The organism is Xanthobacter aminoxidans (assembly GCF_023571765.1).
GTDB lineage: Bacteria > Pseudomonadota > Alphaproteobacteria > Rhizobiales > Xanthobacteraceae > Xanthobacter > Xanthobacter aminoxidans.
Genome location: NZ_JAMJXC010000001.1, coordinates 22,022 through 34,472 on the forward strand (window position 1 = coordinate 22,022; position 12,451 = coordinate 34,472).

9 protein-coding genes are annotated in these 12,451 nt (G+C 69.6%); 2 read left to right on the forward strand and 7 right to left on the reverse strand.

All coding sequences use genetic code 11. The annotated features are described in order from the left end of the window. Positions 1-11: 11 nt before the first annotated feature. The 3 genes from EJ105_RS00095 to EJ105_RS00105 all read right to left on the reverse strand — a co-directional run bounded on the left by EJ105_RS00095 (position 12) and on the right by EJ105_RS00105 (position 5,233). Positions 12-1,289, reverse strand: coding sequence for an efflux RND transporter periplasmic adaptor subunit (locus EJ105_RS00095; protein ID WP_394042190.1), 1,278 nt, complete (start codon positions 1,287-1,289; stop codon positions 12-14). Positions 1,290-1,299: 10 nt separating this feature from the next. Next, positions 1,300-2,826 carry an efflux transporter outer membrane subunit gene (locus EJ105_RS00100; protein ID WP_250164845.1) on the reverse strand — a complete coding sequence of 509 codons (1,527 nt, stop codon included), beginning with the start codon at positions 2,824-2,826 and terminating at the stop codon, positions 1,300-1,302. Between the two features lie 193 nt (positions 2,827-3,019). Further along, complete coding sequence (locus EJ105_RS00105; protein ID WP_250164846.1) at positions 3,020-5,233, reverse strand: sulfite reductase flavoprotein subunit alpha; 2,214 nt, start codon at positions 5,231-5,233, stop codon at positions 3,020-3,022. 272 nt (positions 5,234-5,505) lie between these two features. Between EJ105_RS00105 and EJ105_RS00110 the strand changes: the two genes are divergently transcribed. Both EJ105_RS00110 and EJ105_RS00115 read left to right on the forward strand, forming a co-directional pair. Continuing rightward, the gene (locus EJ105_RS00110; RefSeq protein WP_024281143.1) at positions 5,506-6,225 is read left to right on the forward strand and encodes a response regulator; all 720 of its coding nucleotides are present in this window, start codon (positions 5,506-5,508) and stop codon (positions 6,223-6,225) included. Continuing rightward, positions 6,222-7,661 carry an ATP-binding protein gene (locus tag EJ105_RS00115; RefSeq protein WP_250164847.1) on the forward strand — a complete coding sequence of 480 codons (1,440 nt, stop codon included), beginning with the start codon at positions 6,222-6,224 and terminating at the stop codon, positions 7,659-7,661. Before EJ105_RS00110 ends, EJ105_RS00115 begins: the two co-directional genes overlap by 4 nt. Before the next feature lie 39 nt (positions 7,662-7,700). Here EJ105_RS00115 and EJ105_RS00120 read toward each other — a convergent pair whose 3' ends face one another. The 4 genes from EJ105_RS00120 to EJ105_RS00135 all read right to left on the reverse strand — a co-directional run bounded on the left by EJ105_RS00120 (position 7,701) and on the right by EJ105_RS00135 (position 12,429). Next, positions 7,701-9,170 (reverse strand): arylsulfatase B, encoded by a 1,470-nt coding sequence (locus EJ105_RS00120; protein ID WP_250164848.1) that lies wholly within the window; start codon positions 9,168-9,170, stop codon positions 7,701-7,703. Between the two features lie 11 nt (positions 9,171-9,181). Then, complete coding sequence (locus tag EJ105_RS00125) at positions 9,182-10,183, reverse strand: formylglycine-generating enzyme family protein (RefSeq protein ID WP_394042194.1); 1,002 nt, start codon at positions 10,181-10,183, stop codon at positions 9,182-9,184. Between the two features lie 135 nt (positions 10,184-10,318). Then, a complete protein-coding gene (locus EJ105_RS00130; RefSeq protein ID WP_250164849.1) occupies positions 10,319-11,356 on the reverse strand; it encodes an AraC family transcriptional regulator in 1,038 nt (345 codons plus the stop codon). Positions 11,357-11,574: 218 nt separating this feature from the next. Then, a complete protein-coding gene (locus EJ105_RS00135) occupies positions 11,575-12,429 on the reverse strand; it encodes an alpha/beta fold hydrolase (RefSeq protein WP_250164850.1) in 855 nt (284 codons plus the stop codon). Between the last annotated feature and the right edge of the window lie 22 nt (positions 12,430-12,451).

The window sequence follows — 12,451 nt, forward strand, 5'->3', positions numbered from 1 at the left end:
CCGCCGCTCCCTCACAGCCCGCCCATGGGCGGGCGGCGGGGCGGGCCGCCGGCACCGCCGCCGGGTGCGCCGGCCACGGCCTCGCCCGTCACCACCCGCTCGCCCTCGGAAAGGCCGGAGCGGATCTCCGCCGTCACCTTGTCGTTGAGGCCGACCTCCACCGGGCGGCGCTCCACGGTGCCGTCGCCATGGAGCACGCGCACGCGCCAGCCCTTGCCGGCCCGCTCCAGCGCGGTGGAGGGCACGGTGAGCACGTTCTCGGCCCGGCCGAGGATGATGTGCACCTCGGGCGTCATGTAGGTGCGCAGGCGGCCCTTGGGGTTCGGCACGTCGAACACGCCGATATAGTAGATGGCCACGGAGGTGGTGGCGGACGAGGAGGAGGACGAAGAGCTGCTGGTGGTGGAGAAGCTGCTGTCGTTCTTCAGGCTCTCCGGCGCCGGCTCGATGAAGCCGAGCTTCGCATTGTGCCGCTCGTCCGGCGCGCCCACCACGGTGAACCACAGGGGCATTCCGGGCGCGACCTTGATGATGTCGGCCTCGGAAATCTCGGCGCGCACGGTCATCACGTCGAGCTGGCCGAGGATGGCGACGGTGGGTGCGGTCTGGGTCGCGTTCAGCGTCTGGCCCTGCTGGGCCACGAGGGCGAGCACCGTGCCGTCCACCGGGGCGGTGATCTGCGTGTAGCCGAGATTGGCGCGGGCGGTGTCCACCGCCACCTGCGCCGAGATGATCTGCGCATCCAGCGCCGCGAGCTGCGCGCGCGTCACCTTCACCGCGGAATCGGCCGCCTCGTAGTCCGCCTGCGAGACCGCTTTCTGCGCCACCATGGTCTTCTGGCGGGCGAGGGTCTGCTCGTTGAGAACGAGGGTCGCCTCCTTCTCCGCCTTCTGCGCGCGGGTGTTGGCCAGCGCCGCCTCGGCGGTGCGCAGGGCATTCTCCTGGGTCACGGAATCGATCTGGGCGATGAGGTCTCCCTTCTTCACCTCATCCCCCAGCTTCACCTTGATGGAGAGGATGCGGCCGGAGGCCTGCGAGCCCACCGCCACGAGGTCGGAGGGCTTAAGCGTGCCCGAGGCCAGCACCGTCTCCTCCACGTTCCCGCGGGTGACGGGGGCGGTCATCAGCCCGGAGCCGGGCACCGGGGCCGTGTAGCGGCTGTACCCATAGGCGCCGGCGGCGACGAGCAGCGCGAGCAACCCCCAGCGCCACAGCCGGCGGGGCTTCTTCTTCGGCCGGGTGGCGGCGGGCGCCGCGCGGGTTTCGTCGAGGGGAGGCAAGGCGTTCACGGCAGCACCGTCATGGCTGGGCGCTCCCGTCGGGGCGCGCGAGTGGCGCGATGCGGGCGAAGTGGGGGCCGGTGTTCTGGTCCACCACCTCAGGTCTGGAGGTGTCGATCCCCCCGTCCCAGCCGCCGCCGAGCGCCTTGTTGAGGGCGATGTAGTATTTCGTGGTCGCGACCCGGCTCTGGATGAGCTGGGTCTGTGCGGAATAAAGCGAGCGCTCCGCGGTGAGCACGTCGAGGAAGCTCGTGGAGCCGTTCTCGTAGAGCGCGCGGGAGAGCCGCGCCGCCTCCCCGTAGGAGGTGACGGCGATGGTCAGCTTGCCGGTCTTGAGGCGCTGCTGGGAGAGCGAGACGGAGGCGTTCTCCACGTCCTCCAGCGCCGTCAGCACGCTCGCCTTGTAGGCGATGAAGGACACGTCGCGATTGGCCTCCGCGAGGTCCACCAGCGCCTTCAATTGCCCGCCGGTGAAGATCGGCACCGTGAGCGTCGGCCCGAATGCCCAGCTGATGGACGATGCGCGGCCGAGATCGCCGAGCCGCGAGCCGGTGGCGTTGATGTTGCCGGTGATGCTGATGGAGGGATAGCGGTTCGCCTCCGCCTGCCCGATGAGGGCGGTGGACTGGCCGAGCGCGCGTTCCGCCGCGCGCACGTCCGGCCGGTTGGTCAGCACGTCGGCGGGAATGCCGCGCGGCACCGGCAGGCGCGGGGTCGGAACCGGCTTGACCCGCGACAGGCGCAGCATGAGCGCCGCCGGCGGCTGGCCGGTGAGCACCGAGATGCGGTGGATGGCCGCCGCGAGGGACGCTTCCAGCTCCGGGATGTTGGCCTCGGTGGAGGCGACGAGGCCGGAGGCGTTGGCGAGGTCCACGGCCGAGGCGGCGCCGGCATCGAGCTTGCGCCGGGTCAGCGCCTCCGTCTCCTTCTGGGAGGCGGCGGTGCTGCGGGCGAGGGCGATCTGCGCCTGATAGCCGCGCACGTCCGCATAATAGGAGGCGACATCGCCCACCAGCGTCAGCAGCACCGCGTCGAGGCTGTTGACCACCGCATCCACATTGTAGGCCGCCGCCTCCACCCCGCGACGGTTGGCGCCGAACAGGTCGACCTCCCAGCTGGCATCGAGGCCGGCCTGGTACTGGCCGTAGCCGTTGGACACGGTGATGTCGCCATTGGGGCTGACCCCGCCGCCGCTGTCGCCCCGCGTGCCGGAGGCGTTGCCGGTGATCTGGGGGAACAGCGTTCCCATCTGCTGGTGGTAGGAGGCGCGGGCGGCCCGCACATTGGCCTTGGCGGTGGCCACATCGAGATTGCCGGTGACCGCCTCCGCCATCAGGGCATCGAGCATGGGATCGCCCATGCGCCGCCACCAGGCCTTCAGGTTGGGTGCCGGCTCCCCTGTCTTCGCCGTCGCCCCCCAGTGGCCGGGGAGGGTCAGCTCCGGCGTGTCGTATTCCGGCCCGACCGCGCAGGCGGAGAGGGTGAGCGCGGCGAGGACGCCCAGGGTCGCCCGCAGGGATCTCGCCCGCTGAGGTCGCCACCCCACCGGTCTCTCCCCCACGGGTCTCGCGACCGGGGGATATCCGGCCGGAGAGGGGGCCGCCGGGTCGGTCTGGCCGTCTAAACCATGCACGCGCAACCTGCCTTCCCGCCCCGAAATTGAATCTTGTCCCGAACCTGCACCGAATGCCGCCCTGACACCCACCTGACACCTGGTGAAAGTGCGCCAATATGCGCCATCAGTTGAACGTGTCCACGCGGACCCGCCCTTCGGCGACCCACTGCCCGATCTCCGCCCGCGCGGCCTCCGGCTTCAGCCCGCCCTCCGTCACCAGCACCTGCGCAAGGTTTTTCAATACCGCCTCCGCCATGGCCCGGCGACCGCAGATATAGACGATGGCCTTCGTCTCAACGAGCCATTCAAATACCTCCGCAGCATGCTGCCGAAGCCGGTCCTGCACCCGCGCGCCGTCGTCGGAATCGCGCGAGAATGCAGTGTCCATGCGGGTCAGCGTGCCATCGGCGAGGGCCGTCTCGAACATATCGCGCCACAGGAAATCGCCGTCACGATGGCGGTTGCCGAAGATCAGCCACGCCGGCCCCGCCCGCCCCGAGGCGCGCCGCTCCGCGATGAAGCCGGGGAAGGGCGCGATGCCGGAGCCGGCGGCGATCATCATGATCGGCCAGGAGGGATCGGCCGGCGGGTTGAAGCCGGGATGCGGATCAAGCCGGGCTTCGACCATAACCCCTTGTTCCGCTTCACGTAACAGGAACCCGGAGACACGCCCGAGATGCCGCCCGCCATCCTCTGTGGTCCATTCATGCAGCCGGACGGTGAGGGCGATGCGGCGCGGATCGACCCGGCTGGAACTGCCCACCGAGTAGGAGCGCGGCCGCTCTCCCGCACCCGCCGCGATGCGCACCAGATCGCCGGGACGGAAGGCGAGATCTTCCGCGCTCTGCAGAAAAATCTTCCATGTTTCTCGCGTGTTGTCGGTTCCGGGCACATCAAGGCGCTGGCGGTCGGCGACGGTGAGGGCGAGCGGCGGCGAGACCGGCGGCAGGCCGGCGATGGTGCAGTTCAGGGCAAGTTCGCCGCGCACCGCGTCCACCCAGGCGCGGAAGGCGCCGGATGGCTCGCCATCGGCCTCCCGAAGCGGCAGCGCCTCGACCGCGCCCGCCGCCAGCAGAGCCTCCCTCATGCGCCGGCCACCGCCGCAGAAATTGGCGTAGCTGCGGTCGCCCAGGGCGAGCATCGCGAAGCGTACCCCCTTGAGATCACTGGCTTTCAGACGTTTCAGCAAGGCCCGCGCGCCGTCCGGCACCTCGCCCTCGCCGGTGGTGGAGGCCACGAGGAGGACAAGGGGAAAGCGGGCGATGTCGGCCGGCTTCAGCGCGCCGAGGGGCGCCAGCGTCGCCTTCTCCCCACCCGCAACCAGCCCTTCGAACACCGCCCCCGCCAGACGCGCGGCGGTGCCGGTCTGGCTGGCGTGCGCGACGAGGATATCGCCACCGGCCGCCACCGGCCGTACCCGGTTGCGGGCCCTGCGTCGCACCCAGGAATAGACCCCGGTGACGGTAAGGCCCAGAAGAACCAGTGAAATTCCGAAATTGAGCGCCCCCGACCACGCGCCGCCCCAGGTGCCCTCGTGGATCTGCTTGACGAGGTTCGGGCCGCCGACAAGCGGCGTGACGCCGGTATCGGTGACCACAAAGCCGCCCCCGTTCCGGCCGGTCGCATCCGGCGCAATCTGCAGCATCACCGTGCCGCCACGGAACCGGCGGGCGCCGGCGAGACGGCTCAGGTCGAGATCAGGCCCGGCGATGGCGAGCGCCTGGGTGATGCTCACCGGGCGTTTGGCACGCGGCAGCTCGGGGCGCGATCCGGTGCCGATGTGCAGCGAGAGCATCACTGCCGTCACCGGCGAGGTCAGCGTGAGCGGCAGCAGGAGCCAGCCCATCGCCGTGTGCCAGCCCAACAGGCTGTTGCGGAAGCGCAGCCAGGCGAGGAAGGGCCCGGCCACCATGATCCCGAGCATCAGGAAGCTTGCGATCTCCACCACGATGCCGAGGCCGAGCAGCAGCGTCTTGTGCAGTCCCTCGGCGGTGCGGAAGATGTCGATGCCGCCCGAAGGCGCGGGGGTGTGGGCGCCGCTGGCGACGTCCCAGCGGCCCGCGACAGCCGGGTCTTGCGACAGGACCTGGAGCGCGGGGCCGCCCTCCACCACGCTGATTGCGCCGGGTTTTCCGGTCCTCTCGATGGTGCCGACGATCTGGGTGAGGGCGGCGACGTCCACGGTCGTGCCGGGCTGTGGTCCCTGTCCGCTGTTCACGATGGGCCGGAAGGACAGCACCGCGCCGGTGACGATGATGACGAGGAAGACGGGCGTCAGGATCAGCGCGATCCAGCGGTGGAGGAAGATCAGCGTGCGGCGCACGGCGGCAAACGACATCTTTGCAACTCCAGACGAAACCTGAGCGTGCTGGCTGGACGCGCGGGGCGGTCTGGCTACGGGGTTCGCTGCGGATGTTCATGCCTTATCCGCGTCCGGAAAATTTGTCCCGCAGCGGTCGCTTCGTAAATGTTCGTCCCACGCGGCGGCGCTGATACAGTTGGATACAATTTCGCGGTGGCCGGGCGCCTGCCGGTCGGCTCAAGTCGCACCGAAGGGAACGCGGCCGGCGCCCGCGTCCCAACCCGAGAGAACGGCAGCCCAACGGCAAGATGGAACGCACGCCGCACATCCTGGTCGTCGACGATCATCGCGAAATTCGCGAACTCCTGGCCAAATACCTGACGCGGAACGGGTTTCGGGTCAGCGTCGCATCCGGCGGCGTGGACATGCGCCAGCAGATGCGCACCGGCACCTTCGACCTCGTGGTGCTCGACATCATGATGCCGGGCGAGGACGGCCTGACCCTGTGCCGCCAGCTCCGGCAGGCGAGCGACATTCCCGTCGTGCTCCTCACCGCGGTGGCGGAGGAGACCGACCGGATCGTCGGGCTGGAACTGGGCGCCGACGATTACGTCACCAAGCCGTTCAATCCGCGCGAGCTGCTCGCGCGCATCCGCGCCATCCTGCGCCGGGCGCAGGGGCCGGCGCGGGCGCAGCAGGGCGATCCCGCGCTCTACCGCTTCGACCGCTGGCAGCTCGATCCCGGCCGGCGCGTGCTGCTGGACGAGACCGGCAGCGAAGTGCGCCTCGGCAGCGCGGAATTCCGCCTGTTGCTCGCCTTCGTCACGCGCCCCTCGGTGGTGCTCTCGCGCGACCAGCTGCTCGACATCACCGCCGGCCGCCCGGCCCAGGTGTTCGACCGCAGCATCGACAACCTCGTGAGCCGCCTGAGGCGCCGGATCGAGCGCGACCCGCAGAACCCCACCCTCATCAAGACGGTGTGGGGCGATGGCTACGTCTTCGCCGCGCCGGTGGAGGTGGAGGCGTGAGAGGACTTGCGAACCGGCTTCTGCGGTTCCTCTGGCCCGGCAGCCTCGCCGGGCGGCTGGTGCTGCTGCTGGTGGCGACTCTGGCGCTGGCGCAGGTGCTGCTGGTGCTGGTTCTCCAGAGCGAGCATGACGCGGTGGTGGCAGGCATCGTGCGCGGGCAGGCGCTCAGCCAGACGGTGACGCTCACCCGCCTCATCGAATCCATGCCGCAGGAGCAGACCGACCGGCTCGCAGGCGCCTTCACCACGCGCGGCACCTGCGCCTGGGTTTCCGCCGACCCGCCCGACCCGCATGAGATGACCTCCACGGAGGAAGGGCTCGCCCGCCTCCTGTCGCGGCGCCTGCATGGCGTCGGCAACGGAGCGCCAGCGGTGCACATCGACACCGACGGCCAGTGGGACAGCCGCTGCCCCGAGCGCAGCAGCGAGGATTTTCCCTGGCTGCGCCGTGGCACGGGTGGGCCCAGTCGCCCTCTGCGGCCGGGTCTCGGCGTTGTGGCGCTCAGCGTGCCGCTGTCGGGTCAGCGCTGGCTGCATGTGGATGCGGTGGTGGGCCTGCCGGGCATCTGGAGCCGGCCCATCGTGCTCTCCTTCCTCATCTCGGCGCTGGCCGTCTCGCTGGTTACGGTGGCCTGCGTGCGGTTTCAGACCCGCTCCCTGCGTTCCCTTGCCGATGCCTCCGAACGGTTCGGCCGCGGTGAGAGTGTCCCGCCGCTCGACGTGCGGGGACCGTCCGAGGTGGCGGCGGCGACGCGCGCCTTCAACACCATGCAGCAGCGCCTCAGCCAGTTCGTGCGCGACCGCATGCGCCTGCTCGCCGCCATCAGCCACGACCTGCGCACGCCGCTCACCACCCTGCGTCTCAAGGCGGAGTTCGTGGACGACGTGGAGGTGCGCAACGACATCGTCGCGACCATCGACGAACTGGTCGCCATCTGCGAGGCGACCCTCGCCTTCACCCGCGCCGAGGCGACGAGTGAGGAGACCCGGACGGTGGACATCGCGGATCTGTGCGCGGACGTGGTGGAGGAATTCGCTGGCGTCGGCGCAGACGCGGGGATGGCGGACCAGATGGCCGCTCACGTCCTGCTGCCATGCCGGCCGGTCGCCATGCGGCGGGCCTTGCGCAATCTCGTGGACAATGCCGTGCGCTATGGGCGCCGCGCTGAAGTCACGGTTGGCCAGACAGGGCCGGGCACCGTCTCCATCCGGGTCGAGGACGATGGGCCGGGCCTGCCGGAAGATCGTTTCGAGGACGCGTTCCAGCCCTTCGTGCGACTGGAACCCTCGCGCAGCAGCGAGACCGGCGGCATCGGCCTCGGCCTTGCCATCGCCCGCAGCATCGTCAAGGCCCATGGCGGCGAACTGACCCTCGCCAATCGCCCCGGCGGCGGCCTCCGGGCCGAGATCGTGCTGCCGACGGCCATGCAAAGCTGAAGGCTCGCTCTTCAGCCCGGCCGCGGCGGCGGCAAGGCGTCAGTCATCCTCCATTTCCAGTTCGTAGAGGCCGGCATCTGGCGTCGCGAGCGGGGCGGAGAGGGTGGCCTTGAGGGCATTGGAGAAGAACAGGGGCGGCGCCATGGTGCGCGCGAGGGCGACCACCTTGTCCTTCAGCTCGGCCACCTTCGCGGGGTTCTGCGCCGAAAGGTCGGTCTTCTCCTCAGGGTCGGCGTCGAGATCGAACAGCTCCACCTTCGGCGGCAGCAGGACGTGCCAGACGAGCTTCCACTTGCCGTCGCGCACGGCGCCCGTGGTCGGCTCCACGTTGTAGATCAGCTCGTCGCGGCCGGGGGCGCCGGCGGCGAGCGCCGCCCAGGCATCCTTGCCGTCGAGGGGCTTGGACTGCTTGAGGTCCGCCCCCGCGAGCTTCGCGAGGGTCGGCAGCATGTCGACGATGTGCATCACCCCGTCCGCCTGCCCCGGCTTGATGCGGCCGGGCCAGTTAGCGAGCGCCACCACGCGGGTGCCGCCCTCGTAGAGCGAGCCCTTGCCGTCGCGATAGGGGGCGTTGTTGGGCGGCGGATCGCCGGCCAGCGCCCCTTCGCCCACGAACATCTTGTTGCGGGTGCCGCCATTGTCCGAATGGAAGACGATGAGCGTGTTCTCGCGCATGCCCCGCGCATCCAGCGCCGCGACCACCTTGCCGATCTGGTCGTCCATGGCGGTGACCATCGCCGCATAGGCACGCCGTGAGGGATCGGCGATGTGCGCGTACATGTCGAGATAGCGCTGCGGCGCCTGATAGGGCGTGTGCGGAGCGGTGAAGGCGAGATAGAGGAAGAGCGGGGTCTTGGGATCATGGGCACCCAGCAGCCGCACCGCCTCGGCGCCGAACAGGTCGGTGTCGTAGCCCTCTTCCTTCACCAGCGTGTTGTCGCGGTACCAGTCGGTGACGCCGTGCGCCTCGTGCTTGAAGTGGTCGATCTCGCCCACCAGCGGACCGTAGAAACTGTCGAAGCCACGCTGGCGGGGCCAGTATTTCTGGTCCGCATGGCCGAGGTGCCACTTGCCCACGAGGGAGGTGCGATAGCCCACCTCCTTCAGCGCCTGCGGCAACAGGAATTCTTCGGTGGCGAGGCCGTAGGTGCCTCCGGACGGGATCACGCCCACCTGAAGGCCGTAGCGCATGGGATAGCGCCCCGTCATCAGCGCCGCGCGGGTCGGCGTGCAGAGGGGCTGGGTATAGAATTGGGAGAGCTTGGCGCCGCCGGCGGCGAGGCGGTCGATGTTCGGTGTCTTGATGTCCGAGCCGTGGAACCCCACGTCGGCGAAGCCGAGGTCGTCGGCGAGAATGTAGAGAATGTGCGGACGCGGCGTCCCCTGCGCCCGTGCGCCGGGGGCGAGCAAAGAGAGGCCGGCGACGGCCGCGAGGAAGCCGGCGCTTCCGGCCAGCACATCTCGGCGGCTCGGGACCTTCTCTTCAGTCTTCTCGTTACGATCAGTCACCTGATACCTCGTCAGCTGGTGAGGCGACGCACACATCGAAATCCGATGTGCACGGAGCCGGTATCGACGGATTGCGGCTGGCGCGCGGCCGGCCGATAGCGACGGCAATAGCTGGGCGCACAAAGATGCGAGCCGCCCTTGAGCACCTTGCGGGGCAAAGCGAGACCGGGGGCGGCCCATTCCAGGCTGTCTTCGATGGTCCCGCCGCGCGGGTTGCGGGGCAGGCAGCAGGATTTCTCCGCGGGAGCGGGATGGTGCGGGCGATACCAGTCGTCGGTCCACTCCCAGACATTGCCGATCATGTCGAGGAGCCCGTAGCCGTTGGGCGGGAAGGCCGCGACGGGCGATGTGCCGACGAAGCCGTCCTCGGCGAGGTTCTCTACCGGAAAGCGCCCCTGCCATGTGTTGGTGCGGTGAACGCCGCCGGGGGCGAGTTCGTCCCCCCAGGCAAAGGCGGCGCCATCAAGCCCGCCACGCGCCGCGAACTCCCATTCCGCCTCGGTGGGCAGCGCCTTGCCGGCCCATGCCGCATAGGCGGCCGCATCGGTGTGGCAGATGTGGACGACGGGGTGGTCCTCGCTGCCGGTTAGATCGCTGCCGGGTCCCTGCGGGTGGCGCCAGCATGCGCCAGGCACGAATTGCCACCAGCGGGTCCAGTCGTCGGGATCGCCTGCGTCCAAGGGCATGCGGAACACCAGCGAGCCGGGCACCAGCAGCGCGGGATTGGCACCGGGATAATCCTCCGGCCGGGGCGCCTGCTCGGCGACCGTCACGTAACCCGTCGCGGCGACGAAGCGGGCGAAGGCGCGGTTGGTGACGGGGGTGCGATCCATGAGGAAGGCATCCACATGCACCTGATGGACGGGAGCCTCTTCCGGATAATGATCGTTCGAGCCCATACGGAACAGCCCGCCGGCGATCCGGATCATGTCCGGATCGCCGGCCGCGGCTGGTGCGTCCTCGACGGAGCCAGTCCCCTGATGTGCGACGGCGCAGCCGCTCTGCCCGTGCATGACCTCTCCGCCAGTGACCGTTCCGCGCTCGGCCTGCGCCCGTTCATGTCCCCCGCATGTCACGGTCTTAGCCGGCTCTTGCTCTAGCGGGAGCGGCGGGGGCTTCTCAATTGCCATTTGGCGCCAACGCGGCGCTTACAGGTCGAGCCGTGCGGAGGTCCGGAAGGCGAGGGGCGTGCGACCTTCCCAGCGCCGGAATGCGCGGACGAAATGCGCGGGATGGCCATAGCCCAGGGCGCGCGACACCGACGCGACCGGCACCGACGATCCGCCGAGGTGCAGCCGCGCCTGCGCGTGCCGCCAGAGGTCCAACTGCTCTTCGTAGGACGTGCCCAGCCGGGCGAGCCGCCGCTGCAGGGTGCGGGGCGACAGGCCGAGGCTTCGGGCCGTATCCACAAGGGAGAGGGTGCCGGTAAGGGCAGCGCTGTCGAACAGGGTCTCGATCATGCCGACGAGAGCATCGTCGCTCAGCGTAACAGCGGCGAGTGGCGCACCGCCGCCATCGGGTGCCGGGGCGAACAGTACGTTTGGGCTGTCGAGCCATCGGGCATCGAACGTGATCTCGATCCCGTCGCCCGAACCGAAGCTGACGCCGGCAGTGAGACGATCCTCGTAGAGCGTGGGCGGCGCCTTCGCGCGATGGGCGAAGCGGATGTGCAGCGGCGCCGCATCCGCGCCTGCGATGGCGCGCATCGCGCGCAGGACGAAGGTGGCGACGCCCTCGTTCAGCACCTGCGCGTGCTCGGGATCGCTGTCGGCGAGACGGTGACGCCAGCGCGCGACGCCGTCGCGCTCCTCGATCGCGACCGAGACACCGCCCTGCAGGTCCGGCATCTGGTGGTGAAGGGCGGAAAAGCAGTCGCGCAAAGTGCGCCCGGCGAACAGGGCACGGCCGGCAAGGCCCAGCCGCGTGGGATCTGCGGCATCGGCGAGATCAAGCCCGATGGCGGCCTCCCCGCTGCGCCGGGCGAGATGGAACAGCAGGGTCGATATCTGTCCGCGGGCCACCACGCGATCGCCGCCGAGCGATGTGTCATCGAGCGCGCAATCACGGGGCGTCGCATCGGCAAGCCCGGCCCGGCCGAACAGTGGTGCGAGCGGCACGCCCTGGACGTCGGCGACCTTGGGCAGCATGTGGACGAGCGAGAGCCGGATCGGATGGCGGTCCCACATGGGCTGCGGACTCCATATCGGCGGGCATCAGGGGCCGATGCGCAGGGCGGCTCGGCCCGCGATCGGTCTCCGGATGATCCGGCGCCCCCTTGCCTTTGAACCCCACCTGCGACGCGGTGGTCAAGCTCCGGTAGCGTCACCGGCTCGGGCTCGAGGTGGGCGAAGTGACCGGTTCCGGGACTGGACGCGCCCGGATACAGGCGCGGAGGGCGGCAGGGTCAGATCCCGCCGAACCACGCGCCGAAATAGCCGGCATAAAGCTCCGGCGCCTCCAAATTCATGGAATGACCGATGCCGGGGACGGCGACGAAGCGGCAATCGGGCATCACCGCAGCCATCTCCACCATGTCGGCTTCCTTGATGACGCCGTCACGCATGCCCCAGACCACGAGATGGGGATGGCGGATGGTCGCCATCTTCCCCTTCAGCTCGCCGCTCTTGGCTTCCTTCGTGAGGGTGTCGGGCGTACCGAACCAGATGCCGTCGGACACCGCCCAGACCTGATCGACGATCCGGTCGAACAGGGCGGCACGCGGGCCGGCGTCGGGGATGAAGCGGGCAGGGCCCTTGAACAGCGTCTCATCCACGAACAGGCTGGGCGCGGTCGCGGCCATGATCTGGCGGGTGAGGTCGCGGCTTTCCTTCATCTGGCCGAAGAAGGCGGTCTTCTCGGGCGGGAAGTCGATGCCCTGCGGGCCGACCGGCGACAGCGAGAACACCCGGCCAAAGCGCTCCGGCTGCTTCAGGATCATGCGCGTCGAGATGATGCCGCCCGTGGAGTGGGTGGCGAGGTGGCAAAAGGAAATGCCGAGCCCATCCAGCGCCGCGATCATGTCGTCGGCATGCTGGGCAATGGAATAGTTGGAGAAGTCGGCGGCGGGCGCCGGCTTGTCGCTGTCGCCGCAGCCGCGCCAGTCCACCGCCACGGTGCGCACGCCGCGCGGGAAGTGGGGAGACGCCAGCTCGATCCACTCTTTGCTGGCGAGATTGCCGTGGACGAAGAGGACGGTCGTGTCCCCCGCGCCCCATTCCCGGTAGGCGAGGCGAAGGCCGTTCACGTCGAGCGTCTGCATGGAGGCCTCTTGTCAGGGGCGC

Excerpts from the sequence above, each read along its gene's own strand:
- EJ105_RS00105 (WP_250164846.1), bottom strand. The coding sequence starts at position 5,233 with ATGTCGTTTGCCGCCGTGCGCCGCACGCTGATCTTCCTCCACCGCTGG.
- EJ105_RS00125 (WP_394042194.1), bottom strand. The coding sequence starts at position 10,183 with ATGCACGGGCAGAGCGGCTGCGCCGTCGCACATCAGGGGACTGGCTCC.
- EJ105_RS00135 (WP_250164850.1), bottom strand. The coding sequence starts at position 12,429 with ATGCAGACGCTCGACGTGAACGGCCTTCGCCTCGCCTACCGGGAATGG.
- EJ105_RS00110 (WP_024281143.1), top strand. The coding sequence starts at position 5,506 with ATGGAACGCACGCCGCACATCCTGGTCGTCGACGATCATCGCGAAATT.
- EJ105_RS00130 (WP_250164849.1), bottom strand. The coding sequence starts at position 11,356 with ATGTGGGACCGCCATCCGATCCGGCTCTCGCTCGTCCACATGCTGCCC.